This window comes from Mesorhizobium sp. M4B.F.Ca.ET.058.02.1.1 (assembly GCF_003952505.1).
In the GTDB taxonomy this organism is placed as follows: Bacteria; Pseudomonadota; Alphaproteobacteria; order Rhizobiales; family Rhizobiaceae; genus Mesorhizobium.
In genome coordinates, this window is sequence record NZ_CP034450.1 from 6,008,516 (window position 1) to 6,031,802 (window position 23,287).

The 23,287-nt window shown below is 63.5% G+C and carries 26 protein-coding genes and 1 pseudogene; 10 read left to right on the forward strand and 17 right to left on the reverse strand.

Features of this window, described 5'->3' with window-relative positions; all coding sequences use genetic code 11:
- Positions 1-51: 51 nt before the first annotated feature.
- A complete protein-coding gene (locus tag EJ073_RS29295; protein ID WP_126058685.1) occupies positions 52-936 on the forward strand; it encodes a helix-turn-helix transcriptional regulator in 885 nt (294 codons plus the stop codon).
- On the opposite strand, the gene EJ073_RS29300 is transcribed toward EJ073_RS29295, so the two are convergent.
- The 6 genes from EJ073_RS29300 to lgt form a co-directional block, all read right to left on the reverse strand.
- Positions 933-1,868: a ribose-phosphate pyrophosphokinase gene (locus EJ073_RS29300; protein WP_126058686.1), complete on the reverse strand. Its 936-nt coding sequence runs from the start codon at positions 1,866-1,868 to the stop codon at positions 933-935. The genes EJ073_RS29295 and EJ073_RS29300 overlap by 4 nt on opposite strands.
- Before the next feature lie 154 nt (positions 1,869-2,022).
- On the reverse strand, positions 2,023-2,631 hold the full coding sequence (locus EJ073_RS29305) for a hypothetical protein (protein WP_126058687.1): 609 nt from the start codon (positions 2,629-2,631) through the stop codon (positions 2,023-2,025).
- Positions 2,632-2,685: 54 nt separating this feature from the next.
- Positions 2,686-3,837 (reverse strand): Xaa-Pro peptidase family protein, encoded by a 1,152-nt coding sequence (locus tag EJ073_RS29310; RefSeq protein WP_126058688.1) that lies wholly within the window; start codon positions 3,835-3,837, stop codon positions 2,686-2,688.
- Positions 3,837-4,631, reverse strand: coding sequence for a peptidoglycan editing factor PgeF (gene pgeF / locus EJ073_RS29315; protein WP_126058689.1), 795 nt, complete (start codon positions 4,629-4,631; stop codon positions 3,837-3,839). Before pgeF ends, EJ073_RS29310 begins: the two co-directional genes overlap by 1 nt.
- A gap of 99 nt (positions 4,632-4,730) precedes the next feature.
- The gene (locus EJ073_RS29320) at positions 4,731-5,801 is read right to left on the reverse strand and encodes a class I SAM-dependent methyltransferase (protein WP_126058690.1); all 1,071 of its coding nucleotides are present in this window, start codon (positions 5,799-5,801) and stop codon (positions 4,731-4,733) included.
- Positions 5,798-6,652: a prolipoprotein diacylglyceryl transferase gene (gene lgt, locus EJ073_RS29325; protein ID WP_126058691.1), complete on the reverse strand. Its 855-nt coding sequence runs from the start codon at positions 6,650-6,652 to the stop codon at positions 5,798-5,800. Before lgt ends, EJ073_RS29320 begins: the two co-directional genes overlap by 4 nt.
- A gap of 131 nt (positions 6,653-6,783) precedes the next feature.
- Here lgt and EJ073_RS29330 point away from each other — a divergent pair, with 131 nt between their 5' ends.
- The 3 genes from EJ073_RS29330 to EJ073_RS29340 all read left to right on the forward strand — a co-directional run bounded on the left by EJ073_RS29330 (position 6,784) and on the right by EJ073_RS29340 (position 8,281).
- Positions 6,784-7,086 carry an accessory factor UbiK family protein gene (locus EJ073_RS29330; protein WP_126058692.1) on the forward strand — a complete coding sequence of 101 codons (303 nt, stop codon included), beginning with the start codon at positions 6,784-6,786 and terminating at the stop codon, positions 7,084-7,086.
- 316 nt (positions 7,087-7,402) lie between these two features.
- Positions 7,403-7,903 carry a YbjN domain-containing protein gene (locus tag EJ073_RS29335; protein WP_126058693.1) on the forward strand — a complete coding sequence of 167 codons (501 nt, stop codon included), beginning with the start codon at positions 7,403-7,405 and terminating at the stop codon, positions 7,901-7,903.
- Between the two features lie 18 nt (positions 7,904-7,921).
- Entirely contained in the window at positions 7,922-8,281 is a 360-nt protein-coding gene (locus EJ073_RS29340; RefSeq protein WP_126058694.1) for a tRNA-binding protein, read from the forward strand.
- 155 nt (positions 8,282-8,436) lie between these two features.
- Here the strand turns inward: EJ073_RS29340 and EJ073_RS29345 are convergent, their stop codons facing one another.
- From EJ073_RS29345 to EJ073_RS29360, 4 genes are all read right to left on the reverse strand, one after another.
- Positions 8,437-9,459: a glycosyltransferase family 1 protein gene (locus EJ073_RS29345; protein WP_126058695.1), complete on the reverse strand. Its 1,023-nt coding sequence runs from the start codon at positions 9,457-9,459 to the stop codon at positions 8,437-8,439.
- Between the two features lie 220 nt (positions 9,460-9,679).
- Positions 9,680-11,095, reverse strand: coding sequence for an ATP-binding protein (locus EJ073_RS29350; RefSeq protein WP_126058696.1), 1,416 nt, complete (start codon positions 11,093-11,095; stop codon positions 9,680-9,682).
- Between the two features lie 49 nt (positions 11,096-11,144).
- Entirely contained in the window at positions 11,145-11,864 is a 720-nt protein-coding gene (locus EJ073_RS29355; RefSeq protein ID WP_126058697.1) for a response regulator transcription factor, read from the reverse strand.
- Positions 11,851-12,384: a MarR family transcriptional regulator gene (locus EJ073_RS29360; RefSeq protein WP_126058698.1), complete on the reverse strand. Its 534-nt coding sequence runs from the start codon at positions 12,382-12,384 to the stop codon at positions 11,851-11,853. Before EJ073_RS29360 ends, EJ073_RS29355 begins: the two co-directional genes overlap by 14 nt.
- A gap of 232 nt (positions 12,385-12,616) precedes the next feature.
- Here EJ073_RS29360 and EJ073_RS29365 point away from each other — a divergent pair, with 232 nt between their 5' ends.
- From EJ073_RS29365 to EJ073_RS29375, 3 genes are all read left to right on the forward strand, one after another.
- Complete coding sequence (locus tag EJ073_RS29365; RefSeq protein ID WP_126058699.1) at positions 12,617-13,510, forward strand: branched-chain amino acid aminotransferase; 894 nt, start codon at positions 12,617-12,619, stop codon at positions 13,508-13,510.
- Between the two features lie 147 nt (positions 13,511-13,657).
- Positions 13,658-13,966: a hypothetical protein gene (locus EJ073_RS29370; protein WP_126058700.1), complete on the forward strand. Its 309-nt coding sequence runs from the start codon at positions 13,658-13,660 to the stop codon at positions 13,964-13,966.
- A 118-nt stretch (positions 13,967-14,084) separates the two neighbouring features.
- A complete protein-coding gene (locus tag EJ073_RS29375) occupies positions 14,085-14,726 on the forward strand; it encodes an MBL fold metallo-hydrolase (RefSeq protein WP_126058701.1) in 642 nt (213 codons plus the stop codon).
- 220 nt (positions 14,727-14,946) lie between these two features.
- On the opposite strand, the gene EJ073_RS29380 is transcribed toward EJ073_RS29375, so the two are convergent.
- From EJ073_RS29380 to EJ073_RS29390, 3 genes are all read right to left on the reverse strand, one after another.
- Entirely contained in the window at positions 14,947-15,375 is a 429-nt protein-coding gene (locus EJ073_RS29380; RefSeq protein ID WP_126058702.1) for a BA14K family protein, read from the reverse strand.
- Positions 15,376-15,569: 194 nt separating this feature from the next.
- Positions 15,570-15,782: a cold-shock protein gene (locus EJ073_RS29385; protein ID WP_006202521.1), complete on the reverse strand. Its 213-nt coding sequence runs from the start codon at positions 15,780-15,782 to the stop codon at positions 15,570-15,572.
- Between the two features lie 350 nt (positions 15,783-16,132).
- Positions 16,133-16,345, reverse strand: a complete 213-nt coding sequence (locus EJ073_RS29390; RefSeq protein ID WP_006202520.1) for a cold-shock protein — start codon at positions 16,343-16,345, stop codon at positions 16,133-16,135.
- A 513-nt stretch (positions 16,346-16,858) separates the two neighbouring features.
- On the opposite strand from EJ073_RS29390, the gene EJ073_RS29395 reads away from it, so the two are divergent.
- Together EJ073_RS29395 and EJ073_RS29400 are read left to right on the forward strand one after the other, a co-directional pair.
- Positions 16,859-17,260 (forward strand): Kazal-type serine protease inhibitor, encoded by a 402-nt coding sequence (locus tag EJ073_RS29395; RefSeq protein ID WP_126058703.1) that lies wholly within the window; start codon positions 16,859-16,861, stop codon positions 17,258-17,260.
- 227 nt (positions 17,261-17,487) lie between these two features.
- Positions 17,488-19,122 (forward strand): sulfotransferase, encoded by a 1,635-nt coding sequence (locus EJ073_RS29400; RefSeq protein WP_126058704.1) that lies wholly within the window; start codon positions 17,488-17,490, stop codon positions 19,120-19,122.
- Between the two features lie 224 nt (positions 19,123-19,346).
- On the opposite strand, the gene EJ073_RS29405 is transcribed toward EJ073_RS29400, so the two are convergent.
- From EJ073_RS29405 to EJ073_RS29420, 4 genes and pseudogenes are all read right to left on the reverse strand, one after another.
- Positions 19,347-19,700: a DUF1428 family protein gene (locus EJ073_RS29405; protein WP_126058705.1), complete on the reverse strand. Its 354-nt coding sequence runs from the start codon at positions 19,698-19,700 to the stop codon at positions 19,347-19,349.
- 10 nt (positions 19,701-19,710) lie between these two features.
- Positions 19,711-20,144, reverse strand: a pseudogene (locus EJ073_RS29410) (glyoxalase/bleomycin resistance/extradiol dioxygenase family protein).
- Positions 20,145-20,267: 123 nt separating this feature from the next.
- The gene (locus EJ073_RS29415; protein WP_126058706.1) at positions 20,268-20,456 is read right to left on the reverse strand and encodes a hypothetical protein; all 189 of its coding nucleotides are present in this window, start codon (positions 20,454-20,456) and stop codon (positions 20,268-20,270) included.
- 105 nt (positions 20,457-20,561) lie between these two features.
- A complete protein-coding gene (locus EJ073_RS29420) occupies positions 20,562-22,088 on the reverse strand; it encodes an ABC-F family ATP-binding cassette domain-containing protein (RefSeq protein WP_126059385.1) in 1,527 nt (508 codons plus the stop codon).
- Between the two features lie 585 nt (positions 22,089-22,673).
- On the opposite strand from EJ073_RS29420, the gene EJ073_RS29425 reads away from it, so the two are divergent.
- Positions 22,674-23,192: a hypothetical protein gene (locus EJ073_RS29425; protein WP_126058707.1), complete on the forward strand. Its 519-nt coding sequence runs from the start codon at positions 22,674-22,676 to the stop codon at positions 23,190-23,192.
- Positions 23,193-23,287: the final 95 nt, after the last annotated feature.

Here is a 23,287-nt window from a genome sequence, read left to right on the forward strand (position 1 = left end):
GCGACTTCTTTCGTGGTTTGGTCCAATAGTTTCGCAAGTGGGCCATTGCCAATGCCGCATGGCAGGGAAGTCTTCAAGGGCGATGCCGCCGAACTCGGCCGGCTGCACCAGAGCCGCTGGCAGTGGCTGGAGGAGGCTGTCGGCCCAGCGGTGGCGCTGCCGACCGAATATCCCGACGGCTATCACGTGCCACTGCATCGCCACAGCCGCAGCCAGTTGCTGCATGCGCTGGTCGGCGTCGTGCTGGTGACGACGAAACACGGGCGCTGGATGGTGCCGCCCGACCACGCGATGTGGATCCCCGCCGGGATCGAGCATTCCGTCGAGATGCTGGGCGATGTCTCGATGCGTTCGGTCTATGTGATGCCGAACGCGATTGCCGGCCTGCCGGAGGGACTGCGCGTCGTCGGCATCACCGAGCTGATGCACAGCCTGATCGTGGAATCGGAAAAGCTGCCGCAAGGGGGTGAACTGGAAGGGCGCGGCGGGCTGATCATGGGCCTGTTGCTGCATGAGATCCCGAACCTGCCGGAACGGCCGCTCGGCCTGCCGTTCCCGTCGGATCCGAAACTGGCGGCGCTTTGCCGGCGCTTCGTCGCCGAACCCTCGCCGCATGCGACGATCGACGAATGGGCCAACGCCGCCGGCATGAGCCGCCGTACCTTCACCCGCGCCTTCCATCGCCAGACCGGGCTGTCGCTGTCGACATGGCGCCAGCAGGCGTGCCTGTTCGCGGCGCTGCCCAGGCTTGCCGACGGCGAGCCGATCACCAGGGTAGCGCTCGACCTCGGCTATGACAGCGTGCCGGCCTTCATCACCATGTTCAAGCGCATGCTGGGCGCCTCGCCACGCGGCTATATGCGCGGCGCGCGCGATGCCGGGGAGGGAGTGCGGCGGCTGAGCGGCCCGGCCAGACCGGAAAACGCAATGGTCTAGTCGAACAGGCTCGACACCGATTCCTCGGTCGCGGTGCGCGAGATCGCCTCGCCCATCAGGTCGGCGATCGAGATGACGCGGATGTTGGGCGCGTCGAGCACGGCTTGCGTCGGCTGGATGGAATCGGTGATCACCAGTTCCTGCAGCTTCGAGCTGCTGATGCGGGCAACCGCTCCGCCCGAAAGCACGCCGTGAGTGATGTAGGCGGTGACGCTGGTGGCGCCGTTGGCGAGCAGTGCATCGGCGGCGTTGCACAACGTGCCGCCGGAATCGACGATGTCGTCGATCAACAGGCAATCCTTGCCGGCGACCGCACCGATGATGTTCATGACTTCCGATTCGCCCGGGCGTTCACGGCGCTTGTCGACGATGGCGAGCTGCGCATCGAAGCGCTTGGCGAGCGCACGCGCCCGCACCACGCCGCCAATGTCGGGGGAGACGACGACGACATTGGCGAGCTGCTTGTATTTCGCCTTCACGTCGCGGGCCATCACCGGGACCGAGAACAGATTGTCGGTCGGGATATCGAAAAAGCCCTGGATCTGGCCGGCATGGAGATCCAGCGTCAGCACGCGGTCGACGCCGGCGCGGGTGATCATGTTGGCGACAAGCTTGGCCGAGATCGGCGTGCGGCCGGAAGCGCGGCGATCCTGTCTTGCATAGCCGAAATAAGGGATGACCGCCGTGATGCGCCGGGCCGAGGAACGCATGAAGGCGTCGATCATGATGAGCAGTTCCATCAGGTGATCGTTGGTCGGGAACGAGGTGGACTGCAGGATGAAGACATCCTCGCCGCGCACGTTCTCCTGGATCTCGACGAAGATCTCCTGATCGGCGAAGCGCCGGACGCTGGCCTTCCCCAGCGGGATGTTGAGATAGCGAGCGACCGCTTCGGCCAGCACCCTGTTGGAATTGCCCGCGAAAAGCTTCATGCACCGTTCCTGGTGAAGGATGGAGAGACCGAACAGACTCTCATGAGCCTTTTATGCGGGCTTTTAGCGGCCCGCGCCGGTATTGCAAGCCTCGTCATCGGGAATCCGTCGGCTAAGATCAAAAACGTCGCAGGCGATGAAAGCCGGCAACAGCCTAGCCGGCCTGTCCACCGAGCCACGCGGCGAACTGGTCGACCGTCTGGTCGGCGATGCCCTGCATGGTCGCTGGCGCGACGGCCGTCCAGCCATCGCCGCCCTTGACCGAGGGCGCCTTCTGCTGGCCGTTGATGCGGTGCAGCCGGTTGCCCGAGGGGTCGTAAATGTCCCAGACATAGATGACCGTGGTGTCGCTGCCTTCCGAAATTGCCGAGAAATAGCCCTTCAGCACATGCGTGGCGGTCTGGTCGGTGCTGCCGGCAAGCGTGATGCCGCGCTGCCTGGCACGCGTCTGAAGCTCGGCCGTCAGCGGCGCCGCGGCCTCCACCGAGGCGCCAACGATCGGCGCCACCTGCAACCTTGTCCTGGCGATAGCAGCGGCGCTCTGGGCCGGTGAGGCAGGGGTAGGCGACGAAGCGGCCGGGGCCGTCGTCGAGGGCGCCGGAACGGTCGTGGTTGCCGTGTTGCTCTGAGTGGCAGGCAGCGTCTGGGCCGAGGTCGCCGGCGGGGTGATGGCAGAGGGTTCCAGAACGTCCTTGGCATTGGTGCAGGCGGCCAGCGCCAATGCGGCAAGCAATGACACGGTCGTCACCTGCGATCGTCTCATCTGCCCGAAAACTCCCTGGCGAAGAACGCCCCTCGCGAACCTGCCATTATGGATTCACTGTACGATCAAGTCGAGATCATGGCGGGACAGCGGCCTCGGCTGCGATTCGGTGGTGAGGTAGGTGCGGCCAAGGGTCATCGCCGTCTCGGTTTCGGAGTCCATAATGATCATATGGGCGAACAGCGTCATGTTGGGCGCGATCGGCTCGGGATTGCCCTGATAGAACATCGGCATGTCCATCCATGACGGTGTGAAGCGGGCGCCGACCGAATAGCCGCAGGCGTTCAGCCGGTGCTTGGTCAGGTTGTGGGCTTCGAGCGTTCGGGCATGTGTGTCGAAGACGTCGCCGAAGGTGTTGCCGGGCGTCATCGCCTTCTCCACCGCCAGAAGCGCGGCGCGGGCAGCATCGAACAGCTCCTGATGGCGCTTCGAGACCCTTCCGGTCAGCGCCGTGCGCATCATCGGCGCGTGATAGTGGTGGAAGACGCCGGCCCATTCGAGTGTCAGCTGGTCGTTCTTGGTCAGCTTGCGGCGCCCGGCCTTGTAGCGACAGAGCAGCGCGTCGACGCCGGAGCCGATAATGAATTCATTGGCCGGGTAGTCGCCGCCGCCGGCAAAGACCGCGCCCTGCATGGCGGCAAGGATCAGCGCCTCGTCGCCGCCCTGCTTGATCAGCGGCAGGGCAGCATCGAGCGCGTCGTCGGACAGGCTGGCGGCCTTTTCGACCTTGGCGATCTCGGCCGGGCTCTTGAACAGACGCAGCCGTCCAACGATGCCCGATGCATCGGCGATCTGGCCGAAGGTCTGCAGTTGCTCGTCGAGGCGGCGGCCGTTGTACGCCGTCAGGCCATGGGTGTCGTATTCGACGCCGATGCGGGCGCCGAGCAGGTCGAGCTCGTTGAGCAGGTTGCGCAGGTCGATCGCCGGGTTGGCGCCGTCGCGGTCGGTCCACAGGACGATGTTGTCGATGATCGAGGTTTGGCGCGCCTGCCTGAGATCGGCCGAGCGGGTCAGCAGCACCATCGACCCGTCGGCCTTCACCACCAGGCACTGGAAGAAGCAGAAGCCGAACGTGTCGTATCCGGTCAGCCAATACATGCTCTCCTGCGCGAACAGGAGCACGGCATCGAGCTTCTTCTCCGTCATCTCGATGATGAGCCGGTCGCGCCGCGCGTCGAATTCCGATCGTTCGAAGTGCAGCGCCATTATTCTTTCTCCAAAACAATTGCCGAAACCTGGCGTCCGTAATCCGCTTCCTTGCGATGGGTGGTGCGCCGGTAGGAATAGAAAAGGTGTTCTTCAGTGTAAGTGCAGCGGCCGAGACCCTCGGCGGTGACGCCCGTCTTTCTCAGCCGGTCGACCGTATAGAGGTTGAGGTCGAACAGCGCATGGCCGGGTTTGGCCGATGGCGCGAAATAGCTGATGTTGCCGGCATCGGCGTCGACGAAACGCGAGATGAATTCGGGTCCGACCTCGTAGTTCTCCGGCCCGATCGACGGTCCGAGAACGGCAACGATACGCTCGCGGCGGGCGCCGAGGCCTTCCATCGCCGCGACCGTGTTTTCGAGCACGCCGGCGAAGGCGCCTTTCCAGCCGGCATGCGCGGCGCCGACGACGCGCGCCTCGGTGTCGGCGAACAGCACCGGCCCGCAATCGGCCGTCGAGGCGCCGACGGCTATGCCCGGCCGGTCGGTGACGATGGCGTCGGCCGTGGGACGAGGGCCGGCAAAGGGCTCCCTGGCGATGACGACATCGGGCGAGTGGACCTGATGCGCGGTCAGCAGATGGCTGGCCGGCACCCCCATCCATTCGGCGACGCGGCGGCGGTTCTCTTTGACGCGCTCCTGATCGTCATTCGAGCCGGTGCCGATGTTGAGGCCGCGATAGATGCCGTCGGAGACGCCGCCGATACGGGTGAAGTAGCCGTGGCGGATGCCCCTGGCTTTCGCCGCTTCGAGCAAGGGTGAGCGAACAGGATCCGGTTTGGTCTGATTGAGCATGGATGGGTTTGTTGTCCGCGCCGGCGATTTCGTCAAGGTGAAGTTCGGACAAGAGCCCGTTTGCGCGACCGGGTTCGCAACCCGGCCGCCCGCCTTGGCTCAAGAGACTGGACCGGCCTTAGGCAGCATTTTCAGGACCTTGAACAACTCCCCCATAGCATCAGGCCCAGCCAGCCGCTCAACGGCGTCGGAAATGGCTTGCCGCGACTTTCCATCCGCCTTGGCGCCCAGCGATCCCGCCCTTTCGAGCAGGCCCATGCCGAGCAGGAAATCGCCCTGCGTGGTCGTTTCGACATCGAGGCCGTGCGCCCGGGCGGTCGCTGCCAGGGCGGCGAAATCGACATGCGCGGTGAGGTCCGCTTCGCCCGGATTGGCCAGCACGTTGTCGTGATCATGCTTGCGCAAGGCCTGCAGCGTGTCGCCGATGCCAGGCCGGAGATGGCCGTAGTCGATGAAAAGGCCGGCGCCGCCGTGCCCCGCTATCCGCTCAGCGATCGTTCCCATCAGCGCGGCGCGGGCCGGCGCCAGTTCGACGATCGCGCCTTGCGGCGCGTCCTCGGCGTCGTCGGGCAACAGGGACGGATCGACCGAGCCTGCGCCGGCGAAGAAGCGCAGGCCATCGTCATCGTCGAGGCCGATCATCCGTTCGCGCCAGCCGGCACCGCTGCGGACGAACTGGCGGATGGGCACGGCGTCGAACAGTTCGTTGCCGACGATGAAGAGTGGCGCCTTCGGCAACGTTTCGACGGATTCGTGCCAGTCGAGTCTCACCGGCTGGCGGGTGAGCGTCCGCTGCTGGATTTCGGTCAGGCGCGGGCTTGCCTCGATCATGGCGAAGGTGGCGCCGCCTGCGAAAGCGGGATCGAGGCGCAGGAAGGTGCGCAGCAAGTCCTGCATCAGCGTGCCGCGGCCGGGGCCGATCTCGGCGACGGTGGCGGGCAGAGGCCGGCCAGCGGCCTGCCAGGCCTGGTAGAGCCAGACGGCGACCAGCTCGCCGAACATCTGGCTGATCTCCGGCGCGGTGACGAAGTCGCCCGCGGCGCCGAAAGGCTCGCGCGTGGTGTAGTAACCGTCCTCGGGGTCGAAAAGGCACAGCGCCATGTATTCGCTGACGGGGATCGGCCCCACCGTGCCGATGAGATCGATGATGCGGGTCTTCAGCCGCGTCATGCCGGTTGCGTCTGCGTCACCGGCCTGGCGGTGGCCATCGCCCAGATGCCGGCCAGCACCATGGGCGTCGACAGGATCATGCCCATGGTCAGCCAGTTGGTGCCAAGCAGATAGCCGAGCTGCTGGTCGGGCTCGCGGAAGAACTCGACGAAGATGCGCGACAGGCCATAGCCACAGATGAAGGCGCCGCCGACGAAGCGCGGCGTCTTCAGCTTCAGCCTGGAATGGGTGAGGAAGCGCAGCACGAGGAACAGCACCAGGCCCTCGAGCAGGGCTTCATAGATCTGACTCGGATGGCGCGAAAACGGTCCGCCATTGGGAAACTCCACCGCCCATGGCACGTCGGTTGGCCGGCCCCAGAGCTCGGAGTTGATGAAGTTGGCGACGCGCACGAGGCCAAGCCCGACCGGCACGCCGGCCGACACGACGTCGAACAACGTCCACGTGCGGATACCGCGCTTGAGCGAAAACAGGGTCATCGCCAGGATGACGCCGAGCAGGCCGCCGTGAAACGACATGCCGCCCTGCCAGACGGCGACGATATCCAGCGGATGCGCGATGTAGCGCGGCAGGTCGTAGAACAGCACATAGCCGGTTCGCCCGCCGACCACGACGCCGATCGCTGCCCAGACGATGAAGTCGTCCAGATCTTCCGGCTTCATCGGCAAGGCGCCGTCGGGCCACAGTCTTGCATTGGTGACCAGGCGCTTGGCGTACCACCAGGCAAAGAGGATGCCGACGATGTAGCCGACGCCGTACCAGTGCACCGCCAGCGGGCCGATCTGGACGATGACCGGATCGATGTTGGGGAAGGGCAGGGAGGTCAGCGGCAACAGAAAATATTCGCTCAACAGGGTCTCCCGGGCGCGGTCTGGTTTCGGGCGCGGACCATGCGGCAGGGTTTTGGCAGGGTCAAGGCAAGGCTGCGCTTGCATTCCGCGCCGCGCGCCACTACGTCAAATCGAGCAAGCGAGGATTTGCCATGTCGACCGGACCGAACCGCATTCTCGATGAATTCGCCAAGCTGATGACGGATGCCGCCGGCGCCGCGCAAGGCGTGCGGCGCGAGGTGGAGACGGCCTTCAAGGGCCAGGCCGAGCGAATCCTGAATACCATGGATGTAGTGCAGCGCGAGGAATTCGAGGCCGCGCGCGAGATGGCGGTGAAGGCGAGGGAGGACAACGTCCTGCTCGCCGCCCGTATTGAGGCGCTCGAGGCCAGGCTTGCCGAACTCACCGGCCAGGCCGCACCAGCGGCGGCGGCGAAGCCCAAAACAAAAAAATAATCGTTAAACTTTTCCACAAAGCACAATCCGAAAAAGCGCTTTGCCGTGAATCGCTTACCGGCATTGCATGAATCATCGCGACAGCGCCTTTCCACATGCGAATGACGCAGTGCGAAAAATTGGGCTGGTCACGCGACTCCCGATCAATAGACTGAATTTGTTGCATGATTCGAAGCAGGGATCATGCGCCGGGCGGTGGGGTTCGGTCTGGGTCTTTGCGTTTGAGAAAGTCCTGGCCGTCCGAGTTCTAGACAAGATTGTTCGTCGTGTGTGCCCCGCGGAGCGTGCGGCGCTCCCCTGAACACAGGAAGCATCCATGGAACTTCTCGAACTCGAATTCTCCCGCGAAATCCACCCGGTGGACGTCATCGAGCAGGTGGCGCACAACAATGACTGGTCGTTCGAGCGTGCCGGCGACGACGAGATTTCGATTTCGGTGGCGGGAAGCTGGACCGACTATCACGTCTCCTTCTCCTGGATGGAGGATTTCGAGGCGCTGCACCTGGCCTGCGCCTTCGACATCAAGGTGCCGGAAGCGCGCGCGCTGGAAGTGATGCGGCTCCTGTCGCTGATCAACGAACAGATGCTGTTCGGCCATTTCGACCTGTGGGAGCAGGAAGGCGCGATCATGTTCCGCCAGTCGCTGCTGCTTGCCGGTGGGGTCGAGCCGTCGAGCCAGCAGGTCGAGGTGCTGCTGTCGTCGGCGCTCGAAGCCTGCGAATGCTATTTCCAGGCGTTCCAGTTCGTGGTCTGGTCGGGAACCTCGGCCAAGGACGCGCTTGCCGGCGTCCTGTTCGAGACCTACGGCACCGCCTGAGCCGGATCAGGACCCAAGATGAGTGCGAGTGGCGCGCGCAAGCCCGAGATCAGTTTCGCCGATTTCGACCGGGTCGACATTCGCGCCGGCACCATCATCGAGGCCGAGCCATTCCCCGAGGCGCGCAAGCCGGCATTCAAGCTGAAGATCGATTTCGGTCCGGCGATCGGGGTGAAGAAGTCCTCGGCGCAGATCACGAAATACTACGCGCCGGAGACGCTTGTCGGCCGGCAGGTGTTCGCCGTGGTCAACTTTCCGCCGCGCCAGATCGGAAAGTTCATGTCGGAAGTGCTAACGCTCGGCTTTCCGGACGAGGAGGGCGCGGTCGTGCTCGGCGCCATAGAGCACAGGGTGCCGGACGGCGGGCGTCTGTTCTAGGATGCATGGTATTCAGGTGAGGCCGCAATGCGAACGGCAGGCTCCTGCGCTTGTGGTGCTGGCGTACTTTAGGAACGGCTCCGCTCCGGTTCCCGAGCCCAGCATTCTCAGTTCGGCCTGACCTGAATCTCAATACATCCTGGGCGCTGGCACCATCAGGCGGCCAGCTTGCGCGTCGTTCCCAGCGCTTCTTCGACCGTGTCGAGGAACATCTCCGCGCAGGCCGTCCAGCTGTAGCGCATGGCGCGCTGGCGCGCCTCTGCGCGGTCGACGTGAAGCGCGGCAAGGGCTGCCTCGCGCAGGTCCCCCGACACCGCCCCGCCGACACCGTCGCCGACGATGTCGATCGGACCCGTCACCGGATAGGCGGCGACCGGCGTGCCGCTGGCCAGCGCCTCTATGATGACGTTGCCGAAGGTGTCGGTACGGCTCGGAAAGACAAAGACGTCGGCCGAGGCGTAGATCTCGGCCAGCTCGTCATTCGGTCGGTGGCCGAGGAAATGGGCGTTGGGATAGCGCGCCTTGAGCTTTGCGAGTTCCGGTCCCTCGCCAACGACGACCTTGCTGCCGGGCAAATCGAGGTCGAGGAAGGCGCCCAGGTTCTTCTCGACCGCGACGCGGCCGACGCAGAGGAAGACCGGACCCGGAAATCCCATGTCCTTGCGCTTGTCCGGCCGGAAATGGTCGGTGTCGACGCCGCGGGTCCAGGGTTTCAGCTTGTTGAAGCCGCGCGCGGCAAGATCATCCGCCAGCGACTGGGTGGCGACCAGCGTGCCCTGACCGGAATTGTGGAAATCGCGCAGCCAGCGATAGGCCCAGCTCTCGGGCACCGGCAGGCGGGCACTGAGATATTCGGGAAAGCGCGTGTGATAGCTGGTGGTGAACGGGCGGCCGGCATTGCGGCAATAGCGGCGCGCCATGAAGCCCAACGGACCCTCGGTGACGATATGGATGTGGTCGGCCCTGCGCTGATCGATCAGCCGCGCGACATGGCCGGGCGTCGTCAGCGCCAGCCGGATGTCGGGATAGGTCGGCAGCGGCAGGGTGCGGAAGATGTTGGGGGTCAGGAAATCCAGCTCGACGTCGAAGGCTTTCAGCGTTTCGGCGAGCCGCTCCAGCGTGTGGACGACGCCGTTGACTTGCGGGCGCCAGGCGTCGGTGACCATCAATATGCGCATGGCGCCCCTTTGCCGAAAAGGTCGTCTTTCCCCGTGATGCGATGCCGGAACGGCGGCCAGGCGGCAGCCGGCGCCTCGCTCCAGCGCCCCCTTGAGGGCACGGGCTCGAATCGGGGCGGCATGGCCGAATCAACCGTAGTCGCGCGTTTCATGCGCGCTCTTCACCATGGTTTCATGACGCGCGGATGAAGCCGGTATTTCTGAGAAGCGTGGCTTCGCTTCAGGCAGGAACCCTGATCACCGCGCGCAGGCCGCCGAGAGGACTATCCTCCAGCGTGATGTCGCCGCCATGGCTGCGGGCGATGTCGCGGGCGATGGAGAGGCCAAGGCCGGTGCCGCTGGCGTCGAGATTGCGCGCCTCGTCGAGGCGCAGGAAGGGCTTGAACACCTCCTCGCGCTTTTCCCGCGGGATGCCCGGCCCGTCGTCGTCGATGGTAACCAGAAGCGAGCCGCTTCTGTGGTCGGCGTTGATCTCCACCGTCCTTGCGTAGCGGAAGGCATTGCCGATGACGTTGGACAGCAGCCGGGCGAAGGCGTTCGGCCGTACATGCACGTGTGGGTCGCCGACGAGCGTGGTCGACAGCTTGCATTTGCGCAGCGTGGCCTCTTCGCCGAGCTTCTGGAAATAGGTGTCGAGATCGAAACGGCCGGGGTCCTCCGAGGCCTCGCCGCGGGCGAAGGCGAGATAGCCTTCCAGCATCGACTGCATGTCGTCGATATCCTGGTCGAGCGCCGCCTTGGTTTCGGCCTTGCCGCCGGCCAGAGCCAGCTGCAGCTTGAAGCGGGTGAGGATGGTCCTGAGGTCATGGCTGACGCCGGTCAGCATGGCGGTGCGCTGTTCGATCTGGCGCTCGATGCGCTCGCGCATCTGGATGAAGGCAAAGCCGGCGCGCCGCACCTCCTCGGCGCCGCGCGGGCGGAAATCGCGCGGCATCGGCCGGCCCTTGCCAAAGCTTTCGGCGGCCTCGGCGAGCGTCAGGATCGGCCGGATCTGATTGCGCAGGAAGGGGATGGCAATCATCAGGAGGACCAGCGAAGTGCCAACCATCCAGATCAGGAAGATGTGGGTGTTGGAGGCATAGGCCTGGCTGCGGCGCACGAAGACGCGCAGCACCTTGCCTTCCAACTGGACGCGGACTTCGACGATGTTGGAGTTGCCGACGGTGTCGATCCAGAACGGCCTGTTGATCTGCCTGGTGATCTCGGACGACAGAGCCTCATCGAGGATTGAGAAGAACGGTTTCGGCCCGGGCGGCGGCAGTGGGTCGGGCGGCAGAAGATCGACCTTGAGCTGCATCCTGTCCTGGGCGATGCGGATGATGTTGGCGTAGTCGGCATCGTGCGGATAGGCCTCCATCATGTCAATAATGGCGGCGATGTCGCGTACGGTCGCTTGCGATAGGCGCTGCGTCACGGTCTGCCAGTGGCGTTCCATGAAGACGAAGGCGACGACCGACTGCAAGAGGATCATCGGAGCGATGACGATGATCAGCGAGCGGGCGTAGAGCCGTTTCGGCATGTAAAGCGCAACCAGGCGCCAGAACCGGTTCCAGGCGCGCGGCATGGCTTTCAGCATCCGCATGGCGCGATCGCTCAAGCCGTCATTTCCCGGCCTTTCCAGTTGCGTGGTCGCCATCTGCCCTTCCGCTCGTCAACGGCCGTTCAGCAAGGGCCTCAGGAATATTCTATTCCACGCTGAGCCGATACCCAATACCGCGCACCGTCTGCAGCCAGACCGGGTTGGACGGATCGCGCTCGATCTTGCGGCGCAAGCGATTGATCTGGACATCGATGGTGCGCTCGCCGACGTCGGACTCGTCACCGACCAGTTCATGGCGCGGAATGGTCTCGCCCGCGCGCGCGGCAAAGATCGCCAGGATCTCCTGCTCGCGGTCGGTCAGCTTCAGCGCCTCGCCGCCGCGCTTCAGCTCGCGTCTGGCGATCTGGAAGGTGTAGGGGCCGAATACCAGCTGCTCGACCTTGGGAGTCGCCACCGGGCCGCCACGGCGCAGGATGTTGTTGATGCGCAGGATCAGCTCGCGCGGGTCGAATGGCTTCGGCAGGTAGTCGTCGGCGCCAGCCTCCAAACCGGTGATGCGGCTGTCGGTCTCGGAGAGCGCCGTCAGCATGAGGATCGGAACGTTCTTTTCCGCCCGCAGCGCCTTGGTGAGGTCGACACCGGTTTCGCCCGGCATCATCACGTCAAGCACGAGCAGGTCGAAATCGAGGCCGGCAAGCTTGCGCCGGGCCTCGCCGGAATTGCCGGCGACGGTGACGCGGAAGCCGTTTTCGGACAGGTATTGCTTGAGCAGGTTGCGGATACGGGTGTCGTCATCGACCACAAGCAGATGCGGCGCGTCATCGTCCGGTGCTGTCGGATGATCAACCCTCTCAATGGTCTCCATGGCTTTTCCCCGATATTTTCGCAGGCACAATGTCGATCTGCGCTCTTAGTTCCGGATTGACCATCGCTTCGAGGAAACGTTCGATCGAGGCGCGGTCGGCGGCTCCGGAATCCTCCAATGCAGCACGGATGCGGCGTGACTGTGGCCGCGCCAGCGCCAATGCCAGGGCGCGGCCCTTGGCGGTCGGGTAAAGTTCGCGCTGGCGGCGATCGCGCGGACCCTGCAACTGGACGATATGGTCGGTGTCGATCAACTGCTTGAGCACGCGCGCCAGGCTCTGCTTGGTGATCTTGAGCACGTCGAGCAATTCGGCGACCGTCAGCCCCGGCCTGCGGTTGACGAAATGCAGGACACGGTGATGGGCGCGGCCGAAGCCATAGTCGGCCAGTATCTGGTCCGGATCGGAGGTGAAGTCGCGATAGGCAAAGAAAAGCAATTCGATGATGGCGAAGTCGATGCCGTCCTCGTCGGTGATCGCGGTCCTGATCGGTTTTCCGGCGGCGTGGCTTTGATCCGTCATCTCGTCTCCATGCGAACGGGAATTATGTCAGTACTATTGACGTAATTTCCCGGCAATGGTAATTTTTGACAAGCTTTTCGGCGGATTGCGAACGAAAAGGCAAGGGGAGCCCGTTTTTCCGGAACTTCCTGAGTTTGCCATACATTTGATATCCGCCTACGCTTCCGGACACCGGCCGCGTGCCGCGGCTATACGACAACGATGTGCGGGTTTGCGCCCGCGGGAGGTTTCCATGGCATCCGTTCCTTTCGACCAACTGGACGGCTTCATCTGGATGAACGGCGAGTTCGTCGCGTGGGCCGACGCCAAGATTCATGTGCTGACCCATGGCCTGCACTATGCCAGTGCTGTGTTCGAGGGTGAGCGCGCCTATGGCGGCGCGATCTTCAAGCTCACCGAGCACACCGAGCGCCTGCATGAATCGGCGCGCCTGCTCGGCTTCAAGATCCCCTATACGGTCGCAGAGCTCGATGACGCCTGCCGCACGCTTTTGAAGAAGCAGGGATTCCAGGACGCCTATGTGCGTCCGATCGCCTGGCGCGGCAGCGAGCAGATGGGGGTTTCGGCGCAGAACAACCGCATCAACTGCGCCATCGCCATCTGGCAGTGGCCGAGCTACTTCGATCCAGCGCAGAAACTGAAGGGCATCCGCCTCGACATCGCCGAATGGCGCCGGCCCGATCCACGCACCGCGCCGTCCAACTCGAAGGCCGCCGGCCTCTACATGATCTGCACACTCTCCAAACACGCGGCCGAGGCAAAAGGTTATGCCGACGCCATGATGCTCGACTGGCGCGGCCAGGTCGCCGAGGCGACCGGCGCCAACATCTTCTTCGTCAAGGACGGCAAGATCCACACCCCGAAGCCCGACTGCTTCCTCGACGGCATCACCCGCCGCACGGTCATCGGCCTCGCCAAGGAGCGCGGCCTGGAAGTGATCGAGCGCGCCATCATGCCGGAAGAGCTCGAAGGCTTCGAACAATGCTTCCTTACCGGCACGGCAGCTGAAGTGACGCCGGTTTCGGAGATCGGTCCATACCGATTCGAGGTTGGCGAGATCGCCAAGACATTGATGAATGATTATTCTGCTGCAGTGCAACCAAAGCATGCTATCGCCGCAGAATAGCGATAAGTCACAGCTTTTTTGTCTTACAGGGGCGGTTTTCTGGCCGCCCCTTTTATTTAAGCCTCGGTGCATTTGACTTTCATCCAATTCAGCGTCTCATGATGACGTCGGCCCGAGGAGGCTGGCAGTTATGGAGGGACTGTTAACATGGATACGAACACGCTCGTTGCGATCATTGTGCAGGTGATTGCGGGTGTTATCGGTGGTCAGGCAGTAGGCGTTGCGCTGAAGCAGGCGGCGATGGGACAGCTAACCAAAATCCTCGGTGGCGCGATCGGCGGCGTCGGCGGCGCGGCCATCCTCGGCAGCCTGCTCGGCGGTGGCGCTGTCGACCCGGCAGCCGCGGCGGGTGGAATCGGAAGTGCGATTGACCTGAAGAACATCCTCGGCGGTGCCGGCGGCGGCGCCATCCTGACCGGCATCATCGGCGCGGTCCTGAACGCGATGAAGAAGTAAAGGCCCGAAATCCCCGGGTTTCGCGTGGGCGGCTGCGGCCGCCCATTTTCGTTTGGCAAGCGGTGGACGCCGTTCGTCAGTCTCTCTACATCGGGGAAGACACAGCGAAAGGACAATCATGGGTCAGCTCAATGCCGGCATCGTGCCGGTCACGCCCTTCCAGCAGAACTGCACGATTCTCTTCGACATGGACGACAGACAAGGTGTGGTCGTCGATCCCGGCGGCGACATCGACAAGGTGCTGTCGGTGCTGAAGGACAATGACATCAGGGCCGGCGCGATCTGGATCACGCATGGCCATATCGACCATGCCGGCGGCGCGATGGAGTTGAAGGAGGCGCTCGGCGTCGACATCATCGGCCCGCACGAGGCCGACCGGCCGCTGCTCGCCAACCTCGAGAACCAGGCCAAGCGCTTCGGCGTCACCGACGCGGTGCGCAACTGCGTGCCCGACCGGTTTCTCACCGAAGGCGAGACCGTGTCGTTCGGAAACCACGTGTTCGAGGTCCTGCATTGCCCCGGGCACGCGCCGGGCCATGTCGTCTACTATAATCGCGCGGCGAAGTTCGCCCATGTCGGCGACGTGCTGTTTCGCGGCTCGGTCGGGCGCACCGACCTGCCCGGCGGTGACCACGCCGCGCTGATCGCCTCGATCAAGGAAAAGCTCTTGCCGCTCGGCGACGACATTGGCTTCATCTGCGGCCACGGCCCCGGAGGCCGCTTCGGCGAGGAGCGCCGCACCAATCCGTTCCTGACCTAGGGTGTGTCGATATTCAGGTGAGGCCGGCCTGCGAGCGGTGGGTTCCTGCGCTTCCGGTGCTCACGTACTTTGAGTACGCTCCGCTCCGGTTCTCGGAACCCATCGCTCTCGGCTCGGCCTGACCTGAATCTCAACACACCCTGGGTGAGCGCCTAAAGGAGCCCCAAACAAAAAGCGCTGGCCTTGCGGTCAGCGCTTTCTTGTTAGGGGCAGGGAAGCCTCAGTTGGCGACGCAGAAGTGCTGCTCGCCATCATTGCCGGTGAAGGTACCGGTGCGGGAATTGAAGGTGCGATAGCGGTCCGAGCAATATTCGTACCAGGCACGGGTCCACGGTTCCGCATAGCGGTCGGCATAGACGACGCGCGGCTGCGCATAATAGCGGCGAACCGGAGCCGGCTGCACATAGCGGTAGTCATAGTCGTCGTAGCCCGGCTCGTAATAGCTGTTGTAGCGAGGCTGCGGGTTGCTCAACGCGCCGGCGATCAGGGCGCCGGCAGCAAGGCCGACGACGCCGGCGGCGAGGGCGTCGTTGTGGTTGTGATGGTGACGGCGCCAGCGCCAGTCATCGGCATTGGCCGCCGGCAAGGTGGCCAATATGGTCGCGGCGATGCCCGTGGACAGAATGGCGGTCTTGAGAATTCGGTTCATTTCGGTCTCCTTCGCGCCGGCCCGTGTATTTTCGGGGGGATGCGGACCGGCTTTAGCAAAGGTTAATAAGAGACCGTGGCTGAACGGAGGCTGAACGAAATCCGGCCTGACATTTCGATTGCTTGCGCAAAACCATAGACCCGGCGAGAGCGGACCCGCCTCATCAGTCTCCGCCAGGTCTGTCCTGAACCGGCTTAGCCGATCGACAGGTTGACGGCCTTCGGACCCTTGCCGCGCTTGTCCGGCTCGGTGTCGAATGTCACTTTCTGCCCATCCTCAAGACCGGGAAGACCCGACGCCTGCACGGCCGAAATATGGACGAAGACATCCTTCGCGCCATCGTCCGGCGTGATGAAGCCGAAGCCTTTGGCATGATTGAAGAACTTGACGGTGCCGGTCTGCGGCATGGGAAGCTCCTTTGATCCCATAAAGTCAGTCTCGGGCCGGCAAATGCCCGAGTGGAAATTTGTCCTTTATTTTAGCGCTATCGGCAAGAGAAAGTTTTTGCGCCGCATGGCAGGCATTTCGAGAGCGTGTTGCGTCCGCCGCGCTTTGCGCGCCGCGATTTGAATTATTGTTTTGATGCAGGCTGTTAGCTCAAATGCGCGGCACCCTTCGGATGTCTTGCGTCAGGCATGGAAAAGGCGCGACGGTGGCCCGTCGCGCCTAGGAGAATTCAGCTACGGCTCGGAAGCCGGTTCACGACCTTTGCAGCGCCCGTCGCTCCTCCGCGCAGGCCGATGCTTAGGCCAATCGATCAGGCGGCGCGGAGATTGACCGCCTTCGGACCCTTGCCCATGCGGTCGGGCTCGACGTCGAAGGTGACCTTCTGGCCATCGACCAGCGTGCGCAGGCCCGAAGCCTCGATCGCCGAGATGTGGACGAACACATCCTTGGCGCCGCCGTCAGGCGTGATGAAGCCGAAGCCTTTGGTGGCGTTGAAGAACTTTACGGTGCCGGTCTGGGCCATTGGGGGAAACTCCTCTCACCCGTGTCAGTCTTAATATGGTTTGCCCGCCGCTGGCGCCTTGGGCATGTCCCGGTGGTTGCTTCGGCAGTCATGCATTGGCGCATGGTCAAACCCCCCGCCGAAAAACGGGGCCGTCAGAGATTCACATTATCGGGGAAAGGTCGTCCAAAACGTTCCGCTCTCCGGGTCGCAAATGCCCGAACACGGAATTTATCGCACGGAAACGTGATGGTTGCAAGACAGCGCCGCGGGTGGGCCCGATGAGCGCGCCGACGCAGCACTTCGATAGACCCGGCGCCATGCCCGGTCATCGGCCAGAGCCGGGCCACGCATGGGCCAGCGGCCCCTCGCGGACAGCCGAATGGCGCCAGCGGCAGCGCCATGTCGTCCGCAAACGGGGGTTGCATTTGTCAGAGGAATGGCGAGGATCGGCAAGCGTGTTTTGCGCGGGAGCGGGTCCATTGCACTATGATTTTGCGCGTGATCTTCGGGGTCGTGCGCCGGGAGGCATTGATGAAATTCCTTACGACGCTTTTCTCGCGACAGGGCTTTGCTCTCCTGTTCCTGTCGGCACTGCTTGCGGCATGCACGGTGGTGGTGGACGAAGGACCGGGACCGCGCCCGCGGCCGCCAAGGCCGGAGCCGCAATTCTGCACCAGGGAGTATGAGCCGGTCTGCGCCCGCCGCGGCGGCGACCGCCAGACCTTCGCCAATGCCTGCCTTGCCGATCGGGCCGGATACCGCATCGTGCGCGATGGCCCATGCCGCGACGGCGGCGGTGGCGACGAGCCGACATTCTGCACCCGCGAATACGCTCCGGTCTGTGCCCGTCGAGGCGGGCAACTGCGCACTTTCCCGAATGCCTGCGAGGCCCGCGCGGCGGACTATCGCATCATCGACGACGGTCCGTGCTGAGAACATAGAACCCCGCCGTCCCGGGCGGCGAGGTCCTGCCTGACTCCCTTTGCCAAGGAGATGGGCAATTTCATCAGTGACCGGCGAAGCCGATGCGTCTTGAAACTGCCGGCCGCATGGCTTAGGTCCGGCAAGCGGACAAACACGGCAGGTTTCCCATCACCAGAGATCCAAGACGAGGCGCGGTTTCCGGCCCTGGCGGGCAGACGCTGGGGCTCGATCAGCGCGTGCAGCAGGCGCTGCAACTGCATCAGGCCGGCCGCCGGCAAGAGGCGGAGATCCTGTACCGGCAGGTGCTGGCGCAGAAGGCGAACCATGCCGCCGCCGCGCATTTCCTGGGACTGTTGCTGCACCAGACCGGACGCAGCGCCGACGGGCTGGCGCTGATCGAGCAGTCGGTGCGTCTGCAGCCCGGTAATCCCGATTTCCTCAACAATCTCGGCACCGTGCTGCGCGACCTCGGCCGCGTCGCGGCCGCCGTCGATTATTTCCGCAAGGCGGTGACGTTGCGGCCGGACCAGTTGGCGGCGCGCGACAATCTCGGCTCGGCACTGAAGCAACTCGGCCAGTTCGAGGGCGCCGAAGACATCTATCGCGGCACTATCGGGCGCAACCCGTTTCATGTGCGCGCCCGCATCGGCCTTGCCGAGACGCTGCAGGAGGCGGGACGGCTGGACGAGGCGATCGCGGTGTTCCGCGAGGCGCTGACGATCCGGCCGAAGGACGCCGACTTGCTATACGGGCTGGGCGTCGGGATGATGGAGAAGGGCAAGCTGGATGAGGCCTCCAGCCTTGCCCGGCAGGCGCTGGCGATCGATCCCGCCATGGCAAGGGCCTGGCTGCTGCTGACCCAGGTCAAGCGGCAGACCGAGCGCGACGCCGAACTCGCCGGCATGGAGGCGCAGCACGCCAAGGCGCCGCAGGGAAGCCTGGCGCGCATGCAGCTCTCCTTCGGCCTCGGCAAGGCCAATGACGACCTCAAGGACTATCCCCGCGCCTTCGACTATTTCGCCGAGGGCAACGCCATCCGCCGCACTGGCATCGAGTACGACCCGGCGAGGACGCGCGACGAATTCGAGGCGATGAAGGCGACCTTCGACAAGGCGTTCTTCGAAAAGCACAAGCCAAGTTCGATCGCCGACGACACGCCGATCTTCGTCGTTGGCATGCCGCGTTCCGGCACCACGCTGGTCGAGCAGATCATCGCCAGCCATCCGCAGGTCTATGGCGCGGGCGAGCTCAGCATCCTGAAGACAGCGGTCGGCAAGCAGTTCCCGCTCACCATGAAGGGCGGCTTTCCGCAAGGCATCGCCGACATGCCCGACAAGGCCTTTGCCGAGGCCGGCGAGGCCTATCTCGACATGCTGCATGCCCGCTATTCGGGCTTCAGGCATGTCACCGACAAGATGCCCGGCAACTTCCTGCTGGTCGGCTTCATCCATCTGATGCTGCCGCATGCGAAGATCATCCATTGCGCGCGCGACGCGGCGGCGACCTGCCTGTCGATCTACAAGGTGCATTTCCGCGGCGACAGCCACCGCTACGGCTATGATCTCGGCGAGCTCGCCGACTTCCACAATCTCTACACTGACATCATGGCGCATTGGCGCAACGTGCTGCCCGGCGTCGTGCACGATGTGCGCTATGAAGATTTCGTTGCCGACCAGGAAGGGCAGACGCGGGCACTGATGGCGCATCTCGGCCTGCCCTGGGACGACAAGGTGCTGTCCTTCCACGAGACTGACCGTCCGGTGCGCACGGCCTCGGCCGCGCAGGTGCGCCAGCCGATGTATCAGGGCTCGGTCGACCTGTGGAAGCGTTATGGGGACAGGCTGAAGCCGCTGCTGGACAGGCTGGCGTAGCGTGCTGGTCACCGGCCGAAGCATCTCAGCTTCGTCATCCTAGGGCGAAGCAGGAGCACAGCTCCGTCGCGAAGACCCTAGGATCCATTCCGTGACCTCGATCGAAGGATGCAGCGGAGCAGAATTCTGCACCGTTGCAGCGCCTTTAGGTCACGGCATGGATACTATGGTCTGCGCCGCGTCGCTTCGCTCCTTGCTCCGCCATAGTATGACGAAGCGATGGCTCAAAGCTCGATGAACGTCTGGAAGCCGCCAAAGATCATGCGCTTGCCGTCGAACGGCATTGTCGGCCAATCGGCCTTCAGCCGCTCGTCGACCATTATCTTCGCCATCACTTCGTCGCGCCGTTTTCGCGACTCGTAGACAACCCATGCAAAGACGACGACCTCGTCATCCTTGGCCTGCACGGCGCGCGGGAACGAGGTGAGCTCGCCATAGGGCACGTCGTCGCCGATGCATTCGACATAGGAAAGCGCGCCGTACTCCATCCAGATGGCGCCTGCTTGCCCAGCCATCTTCTTGTAGGCGTCGAGATTTGCCTTGGGGACGGCGAGAACGAAACCATCGACATAGGACATCGTGCTTCTCCTATGCCTTCTTGACAGGCGCGTTCATCGCCCATTCGATTCGACACCGAACGGATCGCGCATGTTGCCCCACTGGTCGCCCCAGAACATCACCTGCAGCGGCATGACGACCTCGCAGCCGGCGTCGACGGCGCGCTTCCACCAGGCCTCGATGTCGTCGCTGCCGAGATGGAGCTGCATCGTGTAGCCCTGCGGCTTCACGGGCGACATGCCGTGCTCGGGATAGAAGTCGGAGATCATCAGCGTCGAGCCGTTGATGTGGAGATGGATGTGCATGGTGCGGCCCTGCTCATCCGGCGGATAGAAGAACACCTGCTCGGCGCCAAAAGCCTTCTTGTAGAATTCGGCAGCCTTGAAGGCGCCGTCGAGCTGCAGATAGGGGGTCAATCCGCCGAGCACTTTCGCTGCCGGCTGAACGGGGGTCTGGTCGGTCATAGCTTGCTCCTCTTTGCGTTTTGGTCTGACCTTGCGAACCACAGGACGAACGAGGCGGCCGCGATCCTACACGGGTCTCGGATTTTTTTAGAACCGCCGAAACCGCGCCGGGCTGGTCGCCCGTCAAATCACCCTGGCCGAGCAGGTTGCCGCGCGGGCGCGACGGCTGTTCTGCACGTCGAAGATTTCCGGAACGCCGATGTCCTTGCGCAGTTCGGCAGGCAGCGAAAGCAAGATACGCTCGCTGCGGTAGCGGGCGCGCGCCGCCGCGTACCGGGTTGCGATGCGACCGATGGATGACAGGACCGACATGATGAATTCTCCCTGGTTGATGCCGGCATTATCGTGTCGGCATCCCAAGGACGTGGCGCATCCCGGCGATCCGACAGGTCGTCGGGACTTTTTTGTCGAGCTACCTCAACCGCCCGTTTCGGCGGCCGCTCGGAAAAAATCCTCGGGGTCGTCGACCTCGGTCAGCCGCCGCTTCTCGATCGGCCAGAAGCGGTTGCCGACGGCGCGGATGAAGGCGCGGTCGTGCGAGGCGAGAACGCAGCTCGCCTGATGCGCTAGCAGTTCCGTTTCCAAGGCTTCTTGGCCATCGATGTCGAGGTGGTTGGTAGGCTCGTCGAGCAGGTAGAAATTGGGATTGGCAAGCCTGAGCGCCAGCATCACCAGCCGCGCCTTCTGCCCGCCCGACAAGAGCCCGATCCGGCGCGCCTGCATGTCAATTGCGACGCCGGCGCCGGCGAGCAGCGAGCGGGCGCGCTGCTCGCCGATGTCGAATCTGCGCGTCACCATCGCCAGCGGCGTGTCGTCGCCGCTCATGCCCGACAGAGCCTGGTCGCTGTAGCCGAGTACCGTCGACGGCGTCACCTTCACGTTGCGCGCGCTTTCCGGCTCGGTGACGGCGTTGCGGAGCAGGGTGACGAAGCGCGACTTGCCGACGCCGTTGCGGCCGAGCAGCACGATGCGGTCGCCCTGGCAGATGTGGCGCTTGCCGGTCCGGAACAGCAGCGTGCCGTCGGGCGTTTCCACGGCCACGTCGTCGAGCGTGATCAAGACCTTGGCGTGCGTGCCGCTGTTGGCGAGCCTGAGCGCGCCCGCCGAGCGCTCGCGATGCGCCGGCTGGGCCGCGTCTTCCAGCTTCTCCGCCCGCTGGTTGAGCTGCTTGGTCTTGACGGTTAGCAGGTCGCTGCCCGAATTGATGCCGATGTTGTTGAGCTTGGCCGCCTGGCGGCGGAGTTGCTGGGCGACCTTCATGTCGCGCTCGAACTTGCGCGCCGTCGAGGCATCGACCTCATCGAGCGCCTCGCGCGCCCGCGAATAGGGCAGCGGGAACACCCGCGACTGCTCCGGGCGCAGGAACAGCGTGCGGTTGGTGGTGGCATCGAGGAAGGCGCGGTCGTGGCTGGCAATCACCACCGGCACCTCGCGCGGCAGTCCGATGAGCCAGTTTTCCAGCTGGCCGATTTTCGCCAGGTCGAGATGGTTGGTCGGCTCGTCGAGCAGAAGCACGTCCGGATCGGTGACCCAGACGCGGGCGATCAGCGCCAGCCTTTGCCAGCCGCCGCTGAGCGCGCGCATCGGCCGGCCGCGCATCTCTTCCGGCACGTCGAGGGAATCAAGAACGATGTCTACCCGCCACAACTCGCTATCGGCCTGCTCGGGCGACAAGGCATCGGCCACCACCTGATGGAAGCTGCGGTCGAGAAGCGTGTCGGGGACGGATTGCTCGACATGGCCGACACGCAGGCCGCGCGTGCGGGTGATGTCGCCGGAGGTGGCCTCCATTTCGCCGGTCAGGCATTTGAGCAAAGTGGATTTGCCGCGGCCGTTGGCGGCGACGATGCCGAGCCGGTCGCCCGCGCCGATGCTGAGGTCGAGGTTGGAGAAGAGCGGCGCACTCATGGTGACGCCGAGCGATTTGAGGCTGATCAGGGCCATGTCGATTTCTCTGGTCTTGCCGGTGTCCGGCTGATGCACTTTGACGGTGCGCGGACCGGCCATCAGGCCAAGCTCAGCGGCACCACGAAGGGCAGACCAAAAATCGAAGCGGGAAGTTCCCGGACCGTCCTGGTCAGCCCTGCAAGCAAGCTCGCAGGGCAGAAATCGGGCCACGCTGACGATGGTGATCGATAAACACGCAGCCCTCCTTTCGAGACGTTTGAGTGACGTGGAGCGATTACACCAAGGTGGGGATGGTAGCAAGGGAGTGCCTTTTGCACGATATCCTTGCCTTGGCGCACAACCGCAATGAAAGGAGAACTGTGATGGACTTGATCCGCACCAATGGGTCAGACGCGTTGCGCTAGCAACCTCCAGGGATATCGCTTCTTGGATATTTTCCCTTTTGACACTATTGCTTCCTCACTCCAAGCTGGGTGCGATCTACGGAGGGCATACAGGTGGGCATGGTGCGAATCCTTTTTCTTGCGACAACTTTGCTGACTTCGCAATTCGCCAACGCTGCGGAGCAGTTGCCTTTTCCAGATTTGGACACGGAAGGCTTGCACGGCCTTAGTGTCGAAAATGCTCGACAAGACGGAGCAGCAGGTGGAGAAGGACAAGTGCCTCGTGTTTGAAAAAACAATGAGAGCCACAATTCAACCCTATTGGCACCTCGTTGAACGACGCGAAAGCGATCTATTGAAGAAGTATATAACAGTGGTGCAATTTCAAACATATGGTACAGTTAGCTCTTTTGTGGCCTCCGCCTTGGGGAAGGCCTGCCTCGACGGTCGCGTATTTTGCAGCCCCGGCGAGCCAACTGTGGATGCCGCCTTTTCAGCCCTCAAAAGTGACTATTACTGCTATTTGAAAAATCGAGATGTGAAATCGGAGAACCTTCGCAATTGTCTTAAAGAGGAAAAAATACGAAAGTCGCAATTGGCGAAGTACTGGGCAAACTTACCGAAGGGGAAAACAGATTGGTGTATTGGCAACGCTTTCGGTCGGAATTTCCCTCCCTTCCAAGTGTTGTCTAGCTGCGTTGCCGACGACATCGGGATCCAATGCTTCAAGCACGCGCGTCAATGTCGGGCTGGTTAGCGTGAAGTCGACAACATAAATCGATGCGGCCTCTCCCCGTTTGCGAGGAGAGCCGCCGCCAGACGGGTTAGGGGCGGCGCTGATGCCATGCCACT